The organism is Mycobacterium yunnanensis (assembly GCF_025823185.1).
In the GTDB taxonomy this organism is placed as follows: domain Bacteria; phylum Actinomycetota; class Actinomycetes; order Mycobacteriales; family Mycobacteriaceae; genus Mycobacterium; species Mycobacterium yunnanensis.
In genome coordinates this window covers 1386674-1406370 of record NZ_JACKVK010000008.1, presented here as the reverse complement: position 1 = coordinate 1406370, position 19697 = coordinate 1386674, and the positions used below count along the sequence as shown (strand labels likewise).

The window sequence follows — 19697 nt, the reverse complement described above, 5'->3', positions numbered from 1 at the left end:
ACGCTACTTACCGTAGCGTAATTGCTCGAAGGGGTAAACCGTGGCCAACGAACCGGCTGTCAAAGACGTCAGCCGCCTCCAACACAGCTCGCGCGACAACAGCACCCTGCCCTCGGTGATGTCGCAGTGGCTCGCCACCGCCCTCCCCGGCGTGGCCGCCCCCGACATCACCGTCGAGAGCGGGATCGACGCGAACGGAATGTCCTCGGAGACAATCGTCTTGACGGGTCGATGGCAGCAGGACGGTCGGCCTACCGAGCAGAAGTGGGTCGCCCGCGTGGCACCCAGCGCCGCCGACGTGCCCGTCTTCCCGACCTATCGGCTCGACCATCAATTCGACGTCATGCGGTTGGTCGGCGAGCTGACCGACGTCCCCGTACCCCGCGTCCGGTGGATGGAACACACCGGCGAAGTGCTCGGCACGCCGTTCTTCCTGATGGACCACGTCGACGGCGTCGTGCCGCCCGACGTCATGCCGTACACCTTCGGCGGCAACTGGTTCGCCGACGCGCCCGTCGACCGGCAGCGCGAATTGCAAGATGCCACCGTCGGGGTGTTGGCCGCGCTGCACGGCATTCCGAACGCCGCAAGCACCTTCGGCTTCCTCGCCGACGTCGACCCGCCCGGCGACACCCCGCTGAGGCGCCACTTCGGCTGGTTGAAGGACTGGTACGCCTTTGCGGTCCCCGACATCGGACCCTCTCCCCTCGTCGAACGAGCCCTGGCCTGGTTGGAACGGAACTTCCCCGACGACGTCGCCGCAACCACACCGGTGTTGGCGTGGGGCGACTCCCGCATCGGCAACGTGCTCTACGAGGACTTCCGACCCGTCGCCGTCCTGGATTGGGAGATGGCCACCGTCGGCCCGCGAGAACTGGACGTCGCGTGGATCGTGTTCGCGCACATGGTCTTCCAAGAGCTAGCCGGACTTGCCGGCCTGCCCGGGCTACCCGGGGTGTTGCGTGAGGACGACGTGCGCGCGACGTACGAGGGCCTTACGGGGGTGACGCTGGGCTCGCTGGACTGGTTCTACGTGTACTCCGGCGTGATCTGGTGCTGCGTGTTCATGCGAACGAGTGCCCGCCGCGTGCACTTCGGCGAGATGGAGAAGCCCGAGGACGTCGAGTCGCAGTTCTATCATGCGTCGCTGCTGCGGCGGCTCATCGGAGAGGGCGAATGATGTTGGGCCCCCTGGATGAATTCCCCGTCCATCAGGTTCCCAAGCCGATTGCCTGGCCGGGACCGTCGGACCGCAACTTCTACGACCGATCCTATTTCAACGCCCATGACCGCACCGGCGAGATCTTCCTGATCACCGGCATCGGGTACTACCCGAACCTGGGGGTCAAGGACGCCTTCGTGCTGGTCGCCCGGGGCGGGAAGCAGACCGCGGTGCACCTCTCCGATGCAATCGACCAGGATCGGCTCAACCAGCGCGTGCTGGGATATCGGGTCGAGGTGCTCGAACCCCTGCGCCAACTGCGCATCGTCGTGGACGAGACCGAGGGGATGGCCCTCGACCTCACCTGGAATGGCCTGTTCGACGTCGTCCAAGAGCAACCGCACGTGATGCGCACGGGTAACCGCGTCACGCTCGACGCACAGCGCTTCGCCCAGTTGGGCTCGTGGAGTGGTCATCTCGTCGTCGACGGGGAGGAGATCACCGTCGACCCGTCGGCGTGGATCGGGTCCCGCGACCGGTCCTGGGGCATCCGTCCCATCGGTGAGGCCGAACCTGCTGGGCGACCGGCAGATCCGCCGTTCGAAGGCATGTGGTGGCTCTATGTTCCCATGGCCTTCGACGACTTCTCGGTCGTCCTCATCATCCAGGAGGACCCCAGCGGATTCCGCTCGCTCAACGACTGCACGCGCATCTGGAAGGACGGTCGCGTGGAGCAATTGGGCTGGCCGCGCGTCAAGGTCCACTACACCTCGGGGACCCGCATCCCGACGGGCGCCAGCATCGACGCCACCGCGCTCGACGGATCGCCCGTGCACCTCGAGGTCGAATCGAAACTGCCCGTGCCGATCCATGTCGGCGGCGGCTATGGCGGGGACTCCGATTGGATTCACGGTGTCTGGAAGGGCGAGAAGTTCACCGAGCGGTTGACCTACGACATGACCGATCCGGCGATCATCGGGCGGGCGGGGTTTGGAGTCATCGACCACGTGGGCCGGGCGCTGTGCACCGAGGGCGACGGCGCACCGGTGGAGGGATGGGGTCTGTTCGAGCACGGCGCCTTGGGCCGGCACGACCCGTCGGGCTTCACGGACTGGCTGACCGTGGCGGACTAGTCATTGGGCCTGCCGCGCTAGCACGCGGGTCTGACGTTTTTGGCCGCTTGGGCAGGGTTGTCCACAGACCGGCGTTCATCCACAGAACGCCTGTAGCAGAACGACTTTCGTCATACCGTCGCCGTAAACTGGGTTCATGTTCGACGATCTGGTGGACGCGACGACCGGCACCCGGGGTGCCGGGGCCCTGTCGTCGTGGGCACGGGTGGAGAACGCGGCCTGCGCCCACCGGGTCGCGACGATGGCCGCCATGCTCGACGAGGCACATGCCGCCTCCGGATCAGCCGATCGCGACCAATGGTGCCTGGACAACCTCGACGCCGTCGCCGCCCACATCGGCGCGGCCCAAAACATCACCCCCGGCACCGCCACCCATCAGCTGTTGGTCGCGGTCGCTCTGCACGACCGGTTCCCGAAGGTGGCCGCGGTGTTCGCCGAGGGACTCGTGACTTACGCCTTGGTGAAGACCGTGGTGCACCGCGGTGCGCTGCTCATCGACCCCGACGCCCTACGTGCGTTGGATGCTCTACTGGCGCAGGCGTTCGGGGAGTGGGAGCCGAGGTCGGTCGACAAGACCGAGAAGGCCATCGACTTCCTGGTGGCCCAGGTGGACCCGCACGCGCTGCGACGAAGCGAGACCAAGGCCCGAGGTCGGTCGGTTGAGGTGCGCATCGAGGAGGACGGCAGCGGCCTGGCCACGGTGTTGGCCACCCTGTTCGCCCACGACGCGAAGGCATTCGAGGCACGACTGAAGAACCTGGCCGCCACCGTCTGCCCAGCCGACCCCCGGACCGCCGACCAACTCCGCGCCGACGCCATCGGCGCCATCGGGACCGACCGGCTGGCGTGCCTGTGCGGCAACGACGACTGCGCCGCCGCCCAAGACCCACCCGCGACGGACGTGGTGGTCTACGTCATCGCCAGCGAAGAGACGCTGGCCGAACCGAAGGATGCGCCCGAGTCCGAGCCGCCTGCGCCCAAGCCCGAGACACCCGCACCGCCATCGGACACCCCGGTGGAAACCGACGAGTCCATCGCGGCGGCCGAGCGCGCTGCCATCGACGGGGAAGAGCCACGCCTGTTCGACAAGCTGCTACGCGACCTCACCCTCACCGAGGCCATGACACCCACCCCTGGCCGGCTGGCCAAGCTGCGGCCCGCGGCATTGATGGGTGGCCTATTCCTCCCCGGCGCGATTGCCTGCCGCGCCGCCATCGGGGCGACCATCACCCGCATCGTGCACCCAGGCCAAGCGCCACCGGAGAACCGGTACCGACCGTCGAAGAAGCTGGCCGACTTCATCCGCTGCCGCGACATGACCTGCCGCTTCCCTGGCTGCCGCAGGCCCGCCACCCAGACCGACATCGATCACACGATTCCGTGGCCACACGGCCCGACTACGGCATCCAACCTCAAATGCGTCTGCCGTCGACACCACCTGCTCAAGACGTTCTGGGGTGGTGAGAACGGTTGGCGCGACACGCAACTCAACGACGGCACCGTCATCTGGACCGCACCCGACGGCCGAGAGTTCGTCACCACCCCGGGCAGTCGACTGCTGTTCCCCGAACTGTCCAGACCCACCGCGACGGTCACGACGACCGGGAGGCCGCCACCGCACACCGCCGGGCTCACCATGCCACGACGCAAGACCACTCGCGCCCAAGACCGCGCCGCAAGGATCGCCGCCGAGCGCTCATTGAACGAGGATGACGGTCCGGGTCCGTAAGTGACGCTATGAGCCGTCGTGTTGGCGATTCAGCCCGAGGGCGGCGATGCTGCGCAGCAAACCTTGTCGGGTCCTGACGTCCCATCCGGTCAACTGCTGCCACCGCTCGACGCGATGGCGAACGGTGTTGGGGTGCAGGTGAAGAGCTCGACCGGTGGCACTGAACGAGAACCCGTTGTCGAGCAAGCCGCCGACGGCCACGGCGGCGTCGCCGTGCAAGCTGGAGGCACCTCGTTCGGGCCGCAACAGTGGCTCGAGCCGGGCTTCGCGCTGGAACAGCGTGATCGACAGCCAGTCGCGTTCGAACCGCACCACGCGATCACCGCCCCGCCACCGCCCGTAGGCCAGTGACTCCTCGGCGTCGGTCGCGCTGGCGGCCGCACCCGGCAGACCCATGCGCCAAAGCCCGACACCGATCGCGACGTCGAGGCAGTGCGCGTGAAGCACCGCTGCACGGACCGGCTGGTGTTCATCGAGGCGATCACCCACATGGACGACGTGCCCGATCTGCTGCGTCGTCTGGCCGAGGGCGTAAGCGTCCGCAACTCGCAGGCGTTGACCAACTTGAGAGCATCACGAAAGGAACGAGACATGACGGTCCACGGCAGTTACGACCCGCGATTCGCCGACCTGGTCAAGGCCCTCGACGACGAGCTGGTCAACGGTGACGAAGTGGGCGCCGCTTTGGCGGTCGACGTCGACGGCGTCAGCGTGCTCGACGTCTGGGGCGGGCACACCGACGCCACCAAGACCGTCGAGTGGTCACAGGACACCATCGTCAACGTGTGGTCCTGCACCAAGGCGTTGTGCGTCCTGGCGGCGCTGATCCTCGTCGACCGGGGATTGCTCGACCTCGACGCACCCGTGGCCCGCTACTGGCCGGAGTTCGCCGCCAACGGCAAGCAGGGGGTCTTGGTGCGCCACGTCCTGTCGCACACCTCCGGTGTCGCCGGCTGGGACGAACCCTTCACCCAGGAGGAGATGTACGACCGCGACGCCGCGGTCGAACGCCTTGCGCGCCAAGCCCCCTGGTGGACACCCGGCAACCAGGCGGGCTATCACGCTCAGAACTACGGACATCTGGTGGGAGAGATCGTCCGCCGCATCACCGGAACGAGCCTGACCGACTTCATCCGTCGCCAGATCGCCGAACCGCTGAACGCCGACGTCCAGATCGGCGCCAGGGCCGAGGACGACGCCCGAGTGGCCCCCTTGATCACGACCCCGCCGCCGGCGTTCCCGCCGCTGCCGCAGGACAGTCCCATGCGCAAGGTGTTCGCCGCTCCCCCGGCGTCGGCCGAGCCCGCCAACACCACGGCCTGGCGACGCGCCGAGGTGGGCGCGTGCAACGGGCACGCCAACGCGCGCGGCCTGGTGCGGGCACTGTCGTCGATCTCGTTGCGGGGCAGGGCCAACGGCGTCCGGTTGCTCGAACCGCAGACAGTCGAGCGCATCTTCGACGTCCACGCCTCGGGACCCGATCTCGTGCTGGGGTCACTGGTGACCTGGGGGCTGGGTCTTGCGCTGCCCACCGCGGACTTCCTGCCCTACCTCAAGACCGAACGCACCTGCTTCTGGGGCGGATGGGGTGGCTCGCTGGTCGTGATGGACCTACACCGCCGTCTGACCATCGCGTACACCATGAATCGCATGGCGCCCGACCTGGTCGGCTCCGACCGCACGCGCCGCTACGTCGAACTCGTCTACGACGCACTCGCCGCATGACGAAGGGGCACCCGGATCGCGGGTGCCCCTTCGTTGTCTAGCGGAGTGTCAGCGGCCGTTGCCGACGGTCGACGTGACCGAACCCACGGTGGCGCGCTGCTGAATGTCGTTGATCCACTGGTGATGATCGATGTCGGCGCTCGCGGGCGCGGCGAGCCCGAACAGGGCTGCGGCGAAACCGGAGGCGACGATGCTGGCGATGCTGAACTTCTTCATGCTGGTGTCAACGAGGCGCACCCGCGATTTCATTCCGCGGGGGCTTCGGCGCGGACTGCGCGGGCGCGCGCCCGAACACCATGGACTCTTCGATGCGGTCGAATCTGTGGTCGACGAGGTCCAGCACGTAGTTGTGCCGCACGTTCCACGGCCGGCGCACACCTGACTTGGGCAACGCGTGCGGGGCGCGCTTGACGTAGCCGGCCTCGAGGTCGAACGTCGGCTTCTCCTGCATCGGAACCGCACCCAGGTGCGGGTAGGCATGCGTGTATCCCCGAGAGTTCATGTACGCCAACAACTTCGCGACGGCCCGGGCGGTCATGTCGGCTCGCAACGTCCACGACGCGTTGGTGTACCCGATGCACCAGGCCATGTTGGGCACGTCCTCGAGCAGGTACTCCTTGTAGACGAATCGGTCGGTCGGCGCGATCTCCTCCCCGTCGACCGCGAGTGTGACCCCGCCAAGGGCCTGCAGCTGAAGCCCGGTTGCGGTCACGATCAGGTCGGCGTCCAGACGCGTGCCGGACCGCAGCACGATGCCGGTGGCGTCGACGTGGTCCACGTGGTCGGTGACCACCTCGGCACGGCCGTCGCCGATGAGGTCGAACAGGTCGTGGTCCAACACCAGGCACATCCGCTGGTCCCACGGGTCGTAGCGCGGCTTGAAGTGCACGTCGACGTCGTAGCCCTTGGGCAGCGCGGCGATGGTGCGGTTGCGCACCAGCCACCGGCCGAACTTGGGCGCCTTGCGGAACATGAAGTACGACAGCACCGAGAAGGCGGCGTTGCGGGCCCGCACCACGTTGTGAGCCAGTCTGCGCGGCAACACCTTTCGGATCGCCTGCACCATCGGGTCGACTCGCGCCATCGACATCATGTAGGTCGGCGAGCGCTGCAACATCGTGACGTGGGCGGCGGTCTTGGCCAGCGCTGGGACCAGGCTGATGGCCGTCGCCCCGCTGCCGATCACGACGACGCGCTTGCCTGCGTGATCCAGCGACTCCGGCCAGAACTGCGGATGGACCACCTCGCCCCCGAAGTCCTCCAGACCAGGAATCTCGGGTCGGTAGGGCTGGTCGTAGTCGTAGTAGCCGGTGCCGAAGAACACGAAGCGCCCGCGGTACAGCTTGGCCGAACCGTCGGATGTCTGCGTGCGCAGCGTCCAGGTGTCTGTGCCGGAATCCCATTCCGCCGACGTGACGTGGGTGCCGAACCGGATGTGGCGGTCCATGCCGTGATGGCGGGCGGCGTCGGTGAGGTAGTCCCGGATGTCACCGCCGTCGGCCACGTTCTCCGGCCTCGTCCACGGTTCGAAGGGCAGGCTGAGGGTGAAGATGTCGCTGTCGGAGCGGATGCCCGGGTACCGGAACAGGTCCCACGTGCCCCCGATGCGCTCGCGCCGCTCGAGAATCGTGTACTCGAGATGGGGATTGCGCTCGTGGATCCGATACGCGGCGCCCAGCCCCGAGATGCCTGCGCCGATGATCAGCACGTCCGAGTATTCCGCCTGGTCGTCCATCGAGAGCCTCCTTGGTCCTGCGCCGTACCAGCCCCCCACGATAGGGCGTCGGTCGCGACGAGCGTCGGCGATCCGGGTTTACGGCGCCGTCACCGTGAGAGTCTGGGCACGTGAGCACATCACCAGGTCTCGACGTCGTCGTCGTGGGTGCCGGGTTCGCCGGACTTATCGCGGCCCGCCGCCTCACCGCCGCGGGTCACCGGGTACGGGTGCTGGAGGGTCGGGACCGCGTCGGCGGGCGCTCGCACACCACGACAGTCGCCGGCGTTCCCGTCGACTTGGGCGCCACATTCGTCGGGCCGACGCAGACCGCGGTGCTCGAGCTGGCCGCCGAACTGGGCTGCGCGACGACGCCCACCTACGGCGCCGGCAAGAACCTCATCCGCTGGCGCGGTCGTGTCCGGTCCTACCGCAGCACCATTCCCAGGCTGTCGATCCTCGAACTCCTCGACGTCTCACGCATCCAGTGGCGCTTCGAGCGGCTCGGCAAGCAGGTGCCACGTGGTGCGCCGTGGACGGCCCCGACGGCCTACCGGCTCGACGACCTCACCGTCGAACGGTGGCTGCGATCGATGCACGCGGGCAAGAGCACCAGGGACCTGATGGCGATCATGTCGCGGGTGACGTGGGGGTGCGAGCTCGACGAGGTGTCGATGTTGCATGCCGTGCACTACATCAAGGCGGCCGGCGGCATCGGGCCGATGCTCGACGTCGAGGGTGGCGCACAGCAGGACCGCTTCCCAGGGGGCACCCAGCAGATCGCCATTCGCATGGCCGAGGAACTGGACGACCGCGTGAGCCTCGGCAGCGTGGTCGAGCGCATCGAACACACCACGTCCGGTGTCACCGTGCACACCTCCACCGAAGCGGTGTCGGCGCGCGCCGTCGTCGTCGCGATACCCCCGGCACACCGCGCCGGCATCACGTTCGACCCGCCCCTTCCCCCGGACGGCGCCGAGTTGGCCACGCACTGGCCGATGGGCAACCTCAGCAAGGCGTACGCCGCCTATGAGACGCCGTTCTGGCGCACCGCAGGCCAGTCGGGTGAGGCCCTGTCCGACGACGGCCCGGTGTTCATCACCTTCGACGTCAGCCCCGGTGACTCACCGTCCGGGCAAGGACCGGGGATCCTGCTCGGCTTCGCCGACGCTCGCACCTTCGACCCGCTGGAGCCCGACGCGCGCCGCGCCAGGGCGTTGCAGTGCTTCGTCGACCTGTTCGGCGAGCAGGCGAGGCATCCGGTCGACTACACCGACCACCGATGGAGCGCCGAGCCGTTCGCACCCGGCGGTCCGACCGCCGCCGTGCCGCCCGGGTCGTGGACGACGTACGGACACCGATTGCGCGAGCCGGTCGGCTCGATCTTTTGGGCGGGCACCGAGACCGCCGACCGGTGGACGGGCTTCCTCGACGGGGCGGTGCGATCGGGCGCGCGGGCTGCGACCGAGGTCGCCGCGCATCTCGCTAGGAGCTGATGCGGCGCTCCTGCGTAGTCGACTCGAGCAGGTGACGTAGCAGGCGGTTGACCTCGTCGGGCTGTTCCAGGGGGCCGCAGTGACCGCCGTCGAGCTCCACGATCGACGCGAGGTTGGGAGCGTCGGCAGCGATGCGGCGCGAGGATCCGATGGGCAGAAGGCGGTCGCCCTTACTGCCGATGACGAGGGTGGGGACGGTCAGGCTCTGCAGCGAGAGGTGCCGGGAACCGACGGAGTCGACGAGCACGCGGGCCCAGCCGCCGCGGCCGGCGGGCGGCGTCTGGGCGAACAGCTCGAAGACGAAGTCCGCGATCGCCGGATCGGCGTCACGGCCCACCGCGAGGGCGGCGACGAACCGGCGGTTCTGCGCGATCGTGCCGGGCAGTAGCGGCGTGGCGCCCAGCCTCTTGAGCAGCAGCCCGGCCGCACGTACCCGACCACCCGCGAAAGCCGGTGCGACGGGCAGGAAGTCGACGTTGCGTAGCAAATCGCCGGTGGACGTGTTGATCAGCGCGACGGCGTCGGCGCACTGCCGCACCCGGTGCGGGTAGCGCCGCGACCACGACGAGATGGCGATGCCCCCCATCGAATGCCCGGCGATCACCGCGCGCTCACCGGGGGCCAGGGTGGCGGCCAACACGGCGTCGAGGTCGGCGGCGAGGAAGTCGAGGCCGTAGTTGCTACGGCGTCCACGCAGCGGCGGCACATCGCTGCGGCCGTGGCCGCGGTGGTCGTAGGCGATGACCTTGTAGTCCGCGCTGAGGTCGACGATCTGGTTGGCCCACACCCGAATCGCACACGTGATGCCATGCGCCAAGACGATGGGACGACCGTCCCGTGGGCCGAAGACCTCGGTGTGAATCCTGGTGCCGTCCGCCGAGTGGACCTCCACGACCTGGCCAGGCGGCATCTGGTCGAGTATCGCCAGTCGCCTCGAGCTCGTCTTCACGTGCGCTCCGATCTCCGCGGCACCTTTGCCGACGGCGGCTCGAAGTGTAGCGATGCCACGTCAGCGCGGCATGGTGAGCACCGGTTTGATCGCCGTGCCCGCGACTGCAGCCGCCCAGGCGTCGCCAAAGTGCTCGAAGTCGAACCGCGTCACCAGCTTCTCCAGGGGCAACTCACCTCGGCGGGTGAGTTCGGCAAGGCGCGGGATGAACACGTGCGGGTCACTGTCGCCCTCGACGACGCCGCGGATCCGCAGTCCCTTGGCCATGATGAGCCCCACCGGCAGCTCGGCGGTCAAGGCACCGAGGCCGACGAGCGCCAGTGTGCCGCAGGTACGCAACGCGCCCAGCGCGGTGGCGATGACCGCGGGTAGGGCGGTGGTGTCGACGGCCACGGTGGGTCCGCCGCCGGTGAGGTCGACGAGGTGCGACGTGACGTCGCCCTCGGTCGGATCGAGCACCGCCGTGGCACCCAGTTCGGTTGCGACAGTTCGGCGTTCCGGGTTGGGGTCGACTGCGACGACGGCGCGGCAACCGGCGATGCGGGCGCCCATGACCGCGGAGAGGCCCACACCGCCGGCGCCGAACACGACGACCGTGTCGTCGGGCCCGGCGGCGACGGCGTTGAGGATCGTGCCGACACCGGTCTGCACGCTGCAGGCCAGCGGTGCTGCCAGCGCCGGGTCGAGCGGGTCGTCGAGGGCGACGGTGTTGGACGGCCCGGCCAGGAGGTGCGTGGCGAAGCTCGACTGCCCGAAGAAGCCGCCCCGCACCGGGATGCCTCCGAGTCGTAGCGCACTCGAGTCGTCGGCTCGGTCGCCCCGCAGGTTCAGCGTCGTCGAGTGATCGCAGTAGGCGGGTCTGGCGGCGGCACAACTCGGGCACCGACCGCAGCTGGCGAAGGTGAGAACCACCTGACGCCCCGGCTCGACGCGGGCCGACGGCCCCGCCTCGACGACGGTGCCCACGCCCTCGTGCCCGAAGACCATCGGCAGCTTGCGCGCGGGCCACCGTGCGGCGACGCTGACGTCGGTGTGACAGATGCCGACGGCGTCGACGCGCACCAGCACCTCGTCGGTGACCGGAGCCCGGACCTCGACGTCGACCAGCTGGGGTTGGGAATCCTCGGTGAGCAGTACCGCCGCTCGTGCGTTCGTCACCGGGCGATGTTAAATGGTGACGATGCGCGCCATTCAGATCCCGCGGCTCGACGGACCCCACGCTGCAGAACTGGTCGAACTCGACGAACCCGACGCCGGCGACGGCGTCCTCGTCGACGTGTACGCCGCGGGCGTCGCGTTTCCCGACGCCCTGCAGACCCGCGGGCTCTACCAGCACCGCCCCGAATTGCCCTACGTGCCGGGTGCCGAACTCGCCGGAGTCGTGCGCAGCGCACCCGCGGGAGCCCACGTCACCGCGGGCGATCGCGTGGCCGCGCTGACGATGCTCACCGGCGCGATGGCGGAAGTCGTTGCGGTGCCGGCAGATCAGGTCTTCAAGCTCCCCGACGCGGTGTCGTTCGAGGCGGGCGCCGGACTGCTCTTCAACGATCTGACGGTGCACTGTGCGCTGCGCACCCGCGGTCGGCTGGTGCCCGGTGAGTCGGTGCTGGTGCACGGCGCCGCGGGCGGCATCGGCACCTCGACGCTGCGGCTGGCCTCGGCGTGGGGTGCGTCGCGCACGATTGCCGTCGTCAGCACCGCCGACAAGGCCGACGTCGCGCGCGCGGCGGGCGCCACCGACGTCGTGCTCGCCGACGGTTTCAAGGACGCGGTCAAGGAACTCACCGACGGCCGTGGCGTCGACGTCGTCGTCGACCCCGTCGGCGGCGACCGCTTCACCGATTCGCTTCGGTCTCTGGCGGCCGGTGGACGACTGCTGGTGATCGGCTTCACCGGCGGTGACATTCCGACGGTGAAGGTGAACCGCCTGCTGCTCAACAACGTCGACGCCGTCGGGGTCGGATGGGGCGCCTGGGCTGCCACCCACCCCGGTTACCTCGCCGAGCAGTGGGCCGAATTGGAGCCGCTGCTGGCCTCCGGCGCCGTGACGGCACCCGAACCCGTGGTGTATCCGCTGGAGCGCGCCGCCGAGGCCATCGCGTCGCTTGAGGACCGCACCGCTCGGGGCAAGGTGGTGGTCACGCTTCGGCGGTGACGACGCCCGCGGGGCGCGCCGGTGATGAACGCGATGATCGTAATGTTGGCGCGCACTGGCCCGGTGCGCGATGATGCCGCCCATGCGCAATGTGTCGAGTGTGGTGTCCGTGCTGGCCCTGGTCGGTCTGGCGGCAGCCACCGCCTGTGCCCCCGCCGACGAGTCAGCGTCGGGCAGCTCGACTGCGGCCGCGTCGCCGGCGCAGTGCACCAAGGATGAACTGCCCACCCTGAAGAAGGGGACGATCACCTTCGGCACCGATCAACCGGCGTACCCGCCGTGGTTCGTCGACGACGACCCGGCCAACGGCAAGGGCTTCGAGTCCGCCGTCGCCTACGCCGTCGCAGGCAAGCTGGGGTACGCCCCGGCCGACGTGACGTGGGTGCGGGTGCCGTTCAACGCGGCCATCGCCCCGGGACCAAAGACGTTCGACGCGAACCTCAACGAGTTCTCCATCACCGACGAACGCAAGCAGGCCGTCGACTTTTCCTCGCCGTACTTCAACGTGACGCAGGCAGTGGTCGCGCTGAAGTCCTCCCCCGCCGCGGGGGTGAAGGACGTCGCCGGGCTCAAGGGGCTCAAGCTGGGCGCCCAGGTCGGCACGACCAGCTACACCGCCGCCAAGGCCGTTGACCCAAACGTCGCGGTGTTCAACAACAATGACGACGCCAAGGCGGCGTTGTCCAACGGTCAGATCGACGCACTGGTGCTCGACTTGCCGACGGCCTTCCAGGTCCAGGCCGAGATGACCGACGGCGTCATCGTCGGCCAGCTGCCCTCCGGTGAGGAGAAGGCCGAGCAGTTCGGCATCGTGCTCGACAAGGGCAGCCCGCTGACGGCCTGCGTGTCGAAGGCGGTCGACGACCTGGGCAGCGACGGCGAGCTGTTCAAACTGCAGAAGGTCTGGCTCACCAGCGCGGGCAACGCTCCGGTCCTGTCGTGACCACGGCCGCCCTGGATCGGGTGGCCTACCGGCAGTCCCGAGCCCGGCGGTCCACCGTGATCGCCCTGGTGTCCACCGTCGTGTTCGCGGCGGTTCTGCTGCTGGCGGTGACGTCCTCGCCGGGCTGGCCCCGCGTGCGGGAGTCGTTCTTCAACCTGCGGATCGGGTGGGAGAGCCTGCCCGCGCTGCTGGAGGGCCTCTGGCTCAACGTACGCGTGTTGATCGTCTGCCAGGCGCTGATCCTGATCTTCGGTCTCGGGCTGGCCGCGGTGCGCACTCTGCGCGGACCGGTCTGGTTTCCGTTGCGCGCGTTGGCAACCGGTTACGTCGACCTCTTCCGGGGCCTGCCGTTGCTGATCTGTCTCTACCTGGTGGGGTTCGGCCTGCCCGGGCTGCGGCTCTCGGGGCTGCCGAGCGATCCCGTGCTCCTTGGCGGCCTGGCCTTGGTGCTGATCTACTCCGCCTACGTGGCCGAGGTATTCCGGGCGGGCATCGAGTCGGTGCACCCGTCACAGCTGGCGGCCGCCAAGTCCCTGGGGCTCAACCACCGTCGCACCATGCAGCTCGTGGTGTTGCCGCAGGCGACGCGCCGCGTGACGCCCGCGCTGCTCAACGACTTCGTGGCATTGCAGAAGGACTGCGGCCTGATCTCCGTCCTCGGTGCGGTCGACGCCGTTCGGGCGGCGCAGATCCAGGCGGCCACCACCTACAACTTCACGCCGTATGTGGTGGCCGGTCTGTTGTTCGTCGCGTTGGCGATCCCGTCGGCGCGGTTGGCGGACTGGGCGGCCCGGCGCGTGGCGACACGGCAGGGCGCGTTGTGAGCGCCCCCCAGCCGGTGTTGTCGGTCCGCGGGGTGACCAAGGCCTATCACGACCGTCCGGTGCTCGAAGGCGTCGACCTCGACGTCGCCGAACATCAGGTCGTCGTGCTGATCGGCGCCTCCGGATCCGGTAAGTCGACGCTGCTGAGGTGCGTCGACCTGCTCGAGGACGTCGACGAGGGTCAGATCCTGCTCGACGGGCGCGACATCAGCGATCCGCGGATCGACGCCGACGAGGCACGCCAGGCCATGGGCATGGTGTTCCAGTCGTTCAACCTCTTTCCCCACATGACCGCACTGGCCAACGTGGCGCTGGCGCCGCGGGTGGTGCACGGGTCCAGCCGCCGCGACGCCGAGGACCGGGGCCGAGAACTGTTGAGCCGGGTCGCATTGTCGTCGCACGCCGACTCCTATCCCGACAAGCTGTCCGGCGGCCAGCAGCAGCGCGTCGCGATTGCCAGAGCGCTGGCCTACGAGCCTCGACTGCTGCTGCTCGACGAGATCACCAGCGCGCTCGACCCCGAATTGGTGGGCGAGGTCTTGACGCTCGTCGGCGAGCTGGCCGCCGCCGGCCGCACCATCGTGATGGCTACGCACGAGATGGCCTTCGCCCGTGAGGTGGCCGACACCGTGTGCTTCCTCGACGGAGGACGCATCGTCGAGTCCGGGCCGGCCGCGGAAGTGCTGACCACGCCCAGGGAGGATCGGACGCGGCAATTCCTGCAGCGTTTCACGGCTGGCCGCTGAGCCGAACGCGCACGTTCGCACACGCCTCGTGCATCGATCGGTTAGATTACGTTCGTCGTTGTGCGATTCCGTTCGAGAAAGGTGGGCGTCCTCGATGCTGGCCGCTGAACGGCAGGACGCGATCCTGCGGGCCGTGCAGGCGAGGGGCTCCGTGCGGGTGGCCGACCTCGCCCACGAACTCGACGTGTCGGAGATGACGGTGCGCCGCGACCTCGACACCCTCGACGCCCGGCAATCGCTGCGCAAGGTCCACGGCGGCGCGGTCTCGCGACACCATCGCGGGGAGGAGCCGCGCTCGGCGCAGAAGGCCGGTCAGCAGCGCGAGCAGAAGGCGGCCATCGCCGCCGCGGCCGCCACCACCATCGCCGACGGCATGACGATCGCGATCGGTGCCGGCACCACCACCACCGAATTGGCTCGTCACCTACGGGCCCGCCCGTCGATCACCGTGGTCACGAACTCCGTCAACGTGTTTCGCGAGCTCACCGACCCCCTGACCGAGGGAGCCGACGGCTCCGACACTCCCCTGGTCTACCTCAGCGGCGGGGTGCGCACACCGTCGGACGCACTGGTGGGACCGGTCGCCGACACTGCCATCGCGTCCTTTCGGGTGGACGCCACCTACCTCGGCGTGCACGGCGTGGACCCCGACGCCGGACTGACCTCACCGAATGTGGCCGAGGCGCAGACCAATCGGACGCTCATCGAAATCGGTGGACGTCTCGTGGTGCTCGCCGACCACACCAAGTACCGCGAGGTCGGCGCCTGCGTGTTCGCCCGGCTCACCGACGTCGACGCGCTGATCTCCGACGACGGCCTCACCGCCGAGGACAGGGAGCTGCTCGACGCCCGAGTGGGCGACCTGATGATCGCACCGGTGGCCCGGCGATGACCGGCGCCGTTCCCCATCGCCTGCCGTGGCCGCTGGCCGACGGCCGGGAGATCCTGTTCTTCTCCCTGCCCGGTCACCGGCCGGCTCCGGTCACCGACCGGCGACCGCTGCCCGCGCGCGGCGACGACCGTTCCCAGGTCCGATTCGACCGCCAGACCGGGCAGTGGGTCGCCATCGCCGCCCTGCGCCAAGATCGCACGTACCTGCCCAGCGCCGACCAGTGCCCGCTGTGCCCGAGCCCGTCGGGGGCCACCAGCGAGGTGCCCGCATCCGATTACGACGTCGTCGTCTTCGAGAATCGCTTCCCCAGCCTGTCGGGCGCCGACGGCCGGGCGTTCACCCTGCCCGACGGCGGCGTCGACGACTTCGTCGACGCGGTGGGACACGGTCGCTGCGAGGTGATTTCGTTCTCCAGCAGTCACCACACGTCCTTCGCCGAGCTCACGGTACCGCACGCACGCCTGGTCGTGGACGCGTGGCGTCACCGCACCGCCGATCTGATGAGCCGGCCCGGAATCGAGCAGGTGTTCTGCTTCGAGAACCGTGGTGAGGAGATCGGCGTGACGCTCAACCATCCCCACGGTCAGATCTACGGCTACCCCTACCTCACGCCGCGTACCGCCCACATGCTCGCCGAAGCGCGCGCGCACCGAGTGCGTCACGGCACCAACCTGTTCGCCGACATCCTGGCTCGCGAAATCGCCGCCGGGGTAAGGGTGGTGGCGCGAAACGACCTCTTCACCGCATTCGTGCCGTTCGCCGCACGCTGGCCGGTGGAGGTCCACCTGTATCCGAATCGCAAGGTGGGCAATCTCTGCGAGCTCTCAGATGCCGAGCTGGACGCGTTCGCCGCCATCTACCGCGACGTGCTGACACGTTTCGACCGAATGTATTCGGCTCCCCTGCCCTACATCTCAGCCTTGCATCAGTACCGCGACACCGAGAGCCAACGCGAGGGCTACTTCCACGTCGAGCTGATGTCGTTGCGGCGCAGCGCCACCAAGCTCAAATACCTCGCCGGCTCCGAATCCGCCATGGACGCCTTCATCGGCGACGTGCTGCCCGAGACCGTGGCCCGACGACTTCGGGAGCTCGCCCCGTGACCGATCACATCCGCTTCTCCGCACCCGGGCGCGTCAACCTGATCGGCGAACACACCGACTACAACCAGGGTTTCGCACTCCCGATCGCCCTACCCGACCGCACCACGGTGACGTTGCGGCCCGACGACGGTGACACGCTGGTCGTCACCAGCGACCGCGAAGAGGGCGAGGTCGCCGTCGCGCTGCACACCGCACCGGGTGACGTCACGGGCTGGGCGGCCTACGTCGCCGGAGTGGTGTGGGCGCTGCGCAGCTCCGGTCACCGCGTGCGTGGCGGCACGATGCACGTCACCAGCAGGGTCGACGTGGGGTCGGGCCTGTCGTCGTCGGCGGCGCTGGAGTGCGCGGTCCTCGGCGCCTTGGCCACCGCGGCCGACCTGCACGTCGACCGCACCGATCTGGCCCGCATCGCCCAGCGCGCCGAGAACGACTACGTCGGCGCCCCAACGGGTTTGATGGACCAGCTCGCATCGCTGTGCGGCGAGCCGTCGCACGCGCTGCTCATCGACTTCCACGACGACGGCGTCGAGCTGGTGCCGTTCGACCCCGCCGCGGCGGGCGTGGCACTGCTGCTGATCAATTCGCACGCGCCGCACCGGCACGCAGGCGGCGAGTACGCCGCGCGCCGAGCCTCGTGCGAGCGGGCGGCCGCGGCGCTGGGCGTGGGATCTCTGCGCCAGGTGCAGGAGCACGGGGTGACGGTGCTCGACGGCGTCCCCGATCCGGTCGACGCCCGCCGCGCCAAGCACATTCTGACCGAGAACGACCGCGTCGCCGACGCGGTCTCGGCGCTCGGCCGCGGCGACTTCGTAGCCGTCGGCAGGCTATTCGACGCATCGCACGCGTCGATGCGCGACGACTTCGAGATCACCACCGACCACATCGACCTCATCGCCGACACCGCGGTCGCCGCGGGCGCGCTGGGGGCACGGATGACCGGTGGCGGCTTCGGCGGGTGCGTCATCGCCCTGGTCGAGGTCGACCGGTGCGACGCCGTCGCCGACACCGTCCGGCAGACGGTGCTGCGGGCGGGATACCACCCCGCCACCGTCACGCTCACCCACGCCGGAGCGGGTGCGCGTCTGGAGCAACCGCTTCGCTAGGAGCCCTGACCGCGGGCACCGACGGGCACATCGGTGCCCGGCATCACGAGCCCGTCGACTGCCTGACGGACCTGGGGGTCCACGTCGGGCGCGAGCCACACACTCCAGGTCTCGCAGGGAGTCGTCTCGCTGAGTCGCTCGAGGACCAGACCCTGCCGCTGCGCGCTGCGGTAGATCTCGCTCACCATCTCCGACCACCGCTCGGTGAACTTGGTGACTCCGCGCTGACGCTCAGGCGTGCAGTCGGCGAGGCTCACCGGATCAGGCGGTAGTCCGTGCAGGGCAAGCACATTGGGCCGGAATTCGTCGAGCCGGCTGGCGAGCGCCGAACCCTGCGTTGCCGCGATGGCGCGGTCGTTGTGACCGTAGGTGTCCAGTGCCGCACCGCTGACCGCCAACGGAATGAGCCCGGCCTCGGTCGTGGCGATGCGCACCCGCGAGGTGTCGACTGCACCGAGGGCGGCGGACACCGACGTCTGGAAGGGGCTCTCGAAGTAACTGCCCGCGGGAAGATGGAAGGGCACGACACCGATGCATGCGAGTGCGGCCAGCACCATCTTCGGCACGGCGCGTCCGCGGACGGGATGCTCGGCCGTCACCCGTGGGGTGCGGGCCCAGGCGTCGACGACGTGGCTCGCGGCGAGCGCAGCCAACACCGGGACCAGCGGCCACTGCATGCGTCCCCACCAATTCAAGGTGGTGCCGATGACGATCCACGACGTCGAGAACAACACCAGCGCAACGGGAAACAGCCACGAGCGGTCTCGTCGACCCACGACGGCCAGCGCCACCACCACGGGGACGAACACGACCACCGTCGCGACATTGGCGATCGTGGGCGCGACGCTCACACCGATCTTGTCCCAAAAGTAGTCGGGCAAGGCGGCATTCACCCACAGCAGCGGTGTCGCCAGCACCACGCCAGCCACCCACCAGTTGCGATCGCGGCCGCGGCCCAAGGCCACGGCGATCAGGGCGCCAATCACCGGAAGCAGCAGCGAGCCGTAGAACTGCAACGAGAACAGGATGTTCTCCGGGTGCAGCGACCCCGACTTCATCACCGCCGACGTCGGCAACAGCTGCCCGAAGTACCCGATCCGAAAGCCAATCCATCCCGCGACGAAGGCGGCGAACGGCACCACGACGCAGCCCACCAGCGGCAGGGTGAACACACGCCGACGGGCGCCCGCGGTGAGCAGCATGCCGAAGATCACCACCAGCGGTCCGAACGCGAACGCCTCGGGGCGCCACCATCCGGCGAGCCCCGCCACTGCGCCGGCCGCCACGAGCCCGACGGTGGCACCACGGGCAGTGGCTGCCAAGGGCGCGAGGGCGGCCAGCGTGAACGCCCCGAGCAAGAGCAGACCCAGCACGGGCGGGGAGAAGCCGCTGAGGACGTATCGGTCCACCGGCCCGCCGCCGACCAGGGCGGCGAGCGCGATCGGCAGCGCTCGCGAGCGCCGCCACAACCGGGCGTTGAGCACGCCGAACGTGGCTCCGATGCCGAAGACGGCGGCGAGGTTCACCACGACCGCCGCGGCCGCCGTTGACAAGCCAAGCAGGGTGAGCGGTGCGAGCAGCAGCACGAACCCGAGGTCGGTCGCCCCGTCGGTGACACCAGGAGCCTGCCCGGCGTTCCACGCGATGCCCCATCCGGCGGCGAGGTTGTCGGCGTACCGGAACAGCATCGCGGCATCCTCGAACGGGGCAGGGATGCCGAGCCGCGTGCTCTCGAGCACGGTCCAGACCAGGCAGGTCACCAGCGCAGCCGCCCCCGGCCAAAGGACCGCTGCCCAATGGCCGCGCCGACCGCGAGGCGTCTCCGCGCTCGGGGCGGCGCTCAGATCCAGGCCGCCGTCGGCATCGGTTGCCGTCACACCGGTTGAGGTCACGCAGGCGATCTTCGCACATCGTCGTCGTTTTGCTGAAACGAGCGTGGCAATGTGGCGAAATCGACAGTGTGCACATCAACACTCTTTTCCGAGCTGCGCCGCTACTTTCGTTGACTTTGACACCGCGTCGC

At 69.0% G+C, this 19697-nt stretch carries 18 protein-coding genes; 12 read left to right on the top strand and 6 right to left on the bottom strand.

Going from position 1 to position 19697, the window contains the following annotated elements; genetic code table 11:
* The first annotated feature begins 40 nt into the window (after positions 1 to 40).
* The 3 genes from H7K45_RS16700 (at position 41) to H7K45_RS16690 (ending at position 4024) form a co-directional block, all read left to right on the top strand.
* Positions 41 to 1180: a phosphotransferase family protein gene (locus H7K45_RS16700; protein ID WP_263996907.1), complete on the top strand. Its 1140-nt coding sequence runs from the start codon at positions 41 to 43 to the stop codon at positions 1178 to 1180.
* Positions 1180 to 2295 carry an Rv3169 family protein gene (locus tag H7K45_RS16695; RefSeq protein ID WP_263997047.1) on the top strand — a complete coding sequence of 372 codons (1116 nt, stop codon included), beginning with the start codon at positions 1180 to 1182 and terminating at the stop codon, positions 2293 to 2295. Before H7K45_RS16700 ends, H7K45_RS16695 begins: the two co-directional genes overlap by 1 nt.
* Before the next feature lie 136 nt (positions 2296 to 2431).
* Positions 2432 to 4024, top strand: a complete 1593-nt coding sequence (locus H7K45_RS16690; protein ID WP_263996906.1) for an HNH endonuclease signature motif containing protein — start codon at positions 2432 to 2434, stop codon at positions 4022 to 4024.
* A gap of 6 nt (positions 4025 to 4030) precedes the next feature.
* On the opposite strand, the gene H7K45_RS16685 is transcribed toward H7K45_RS16690, so the two are convergent.
* The gene (locus H7K45_RS16685) at positions 4031 to 4471 is read right to left on the bottom strand and encodes a helix-turn-helix domain-containing protein (RefSeq protein ID WP_263996905.1); all 441 of its coding nucleotides are present in this window, start codon (positions 4469 to 4471) and stop codon (positions 4031 to 4033) included.
* Between H7K45_RS16685 and H7K45_RS16680 the strand changes: the two genes are divergently transcribed.
* Positions 4463 to 5749, top strand: a complete 1287-nt coding sequence (locus tag H7K45_RS16680) for a serine hydrolase domain-containing protein (RefSeq protein ID WP_308206413.1) — start codon at positions 4463 to 4465, stop codon at positions 5747 to 5749. The two genes, H7K45_RS16685 and H7K45_RS16680, sit on opposite strands and share 9 nt — an antisense overlap.
* 48 nt (positions 5750 to 5797) lie before the next feature.
* Here H7K45_RS16680 and H7K45_RS16675 read toward each other — a convergent pair whose 3' ends face one another.
* Both H7K45_RS16675 and H7K45_RS16670 read right to left on the bottom strand, forming a co-directional pair.
* Positions 5798 to 5986, bottom strand: coding sequence for a hypothetical protein (locus H7K45_RS16675; RefSeq protein ID WP_263997049.1), 189 nt, complete (start codon positions 5984 to 5986; stop codon positions 5798 to 5800).
* Positions 5973 to 7484: a flavin-containing monooxygenase gene (locus H7K45_RS16670; protein ID WP_263996904.1), complete on the bottom strand. Its 1512-nt coding sequence runs from the start codon at positions 7482 to 7484 to the stop codon at positions 5973 to 5975. Before H7K45_RS16670 ends, H7K45_RS16675 begins: the two co-directional genes overlap by 14 nt.
* Before the next feature lie 110 nt (positions 7485 to 7594).
* Here H7K45_RS16670 and H7K45_RS16665 point away from each other — a divergent pair, with 110 nt between their 5' ends.
* Positions 7595 to 8959, top strand: a complete 1365-nt coding sequence (locus tag H7K45_RS16665) for a flavin monoamine oxidase family protein (protein ID WP_263996903.1) — start codon at positions 7595 to 7597, stop codon at positions 8957 to 8959.
* Here H7K45_RS16665 and H7K45_RS16660 read toward each other — a convergent pair.
* Both H7K45_RS16660 and H7K45_RS16655 read right to left on the bottom strand, forming a co-directional pair.
* Positions 8949 to 9869, bottom strand: a complete 921-nt coding sequence (locus tag H7K45_RS16660; RefSeq protein WP_263997045.1) for an alpha/beta fold hydrolase — start codon at positions 9867 to 9869, stop codon at positions 8949 to 8951. The genes H7K45_RS16665 and H7K45_RS16660 overlap by 11 nt on opposite strands.
* A gap of 99 nt (positions 9870 to 9968) precedes the next feature.
* A complete protein-coding gene (locus H7K45_RS16655; protein WP_263996902.1) occupies positions 9969 to 11066 on the bottom strand; it encodes an NAD(P)-dependent alcohol dehydrogenase in 1098 nt (365 codons plus the stop codon).
* Between the two features lie 22 nt (positions 11067 to 11088).
* On the opposite strand from H7K45_RS16655, the gene H7K45_RS16650 reads away from it, so the two are divergent.
* The 7 genes from H7K45_RS16650 to H7K45_RS16620 all read left to right on the top strand — a co-directional run bounded on the left by H7K45_RS16650 (position 11089) and on the right by H7K45_RS16620 (position 17674).
* Complete coding sequence (locus H7K45_RS16650) at positions 11089 to 12063, top strand: NADPH:quinone oxidoreductase family protein (RefSeq protein ID WP_263996901.1); 975 nt, start codon at positions 11089 to 11091, stop codon at positions 12061 to 12063.
* 82 nt (positions 12064 to 12145) lie between these two features.
* The gene (locus H7K45_RS16645) at positions 12146 to 13006 is read left to right on the top strand and encodes an ABC transporter substrate-binding protein (protein ID WP_263996900.1); all 861 of its coding nucleotides are present in this window, start codon (positions 12146 to 12148) and stop codon (positions 13004 to 13006) included.
* Positions 13003 to 13830 carry an amino acid ABC transporter permease gene (locus tag H7K45_RS16640; protein ID WP_263996899.1) on the top strand — a complete coding sequence of 276 codons (828 nt, stop codon included), beginning with the start codon at positions 13003 to 13005 and terminating at the stop codon, positions 13828 to 13830. The genes H7K45_RS16645 and H7K45_RS16640 overlap by 4 nt, the downstream gene beginning before the upstream one ends.
* Positions 13827 to 14576, top strand: a complete 750-nt coding sequence (locus H7K45_RS16635) for an amino acid ABC transporter ATP-binding protein (protein WP_308206412.1) — start codon at positions 13827 to 13829, stop codon at positions 14574 to 14576. The genes H7K45_RS16640 and H7K45_RS16635 overlap by 4 nt, the downstream gene beginning before the upstream one ends.
* A 94-nt stretch (positions 14577 to 14670) precedes the next feature.
* The gene (locus H7K45_RS16630; RefSeq protein ID WP_263996898.1) at positions 14671 to 15468 is read left to right on the top strand and encodes a DeoR/GlpR family DNA-binding transcription regulator; all 798 of its coding nucleotides are present in this window, start codon (positions 14671 to 14673) and stop codon (positions 15466 to 15468) included.
* Positions 15465 to 16571: a galactose-1-phosphate uridylyltransferase gene (gene galT, locus H7K45_RS16625; RefSeq protein ID WP_263996897.1), complete on the top strand. Its 1107-nt coding sequence runs from the start codon at positions 15465 to 15467 to the stop codon at positions 16569 to 16571. Before H7K45_RS16630 ends, galT begins: the two co-directional genes overlap by 4 nt.
* On the top strand, positions 16568 to 17674 hold the full coding sequence (locus tag H7K45_RS16620) for a galactokinase (RefSeq protein ID WP_263996896.1): 1107 nt from the start codon (positions 16568 to 16570) through the stop codon (positions 17672 to 17674). Before galT ends, H7K45_RS16620 begins: the two co-directional genes overlap by 4 nt.
* Here the strand turns inward: H7K45_RS16620 and H7K45_RS16615 are convergent.
* Positions 17671 to 19566, bottom strand: coding sequence for a hypothetical protein (locus H7K45_RS16615; protein ID WP_263996895.1), 1896 nt, complete (start codon positions 19564 to 19566; stop codon positions 17671 to 17673). The two genes, H7K45_RS16620 and H7K45_RS16615, sit on opposite strands and share 4 nt — an antisense overlap.
* Positions 19567 to 19697 lie beyond the last annotated feature (131 nt).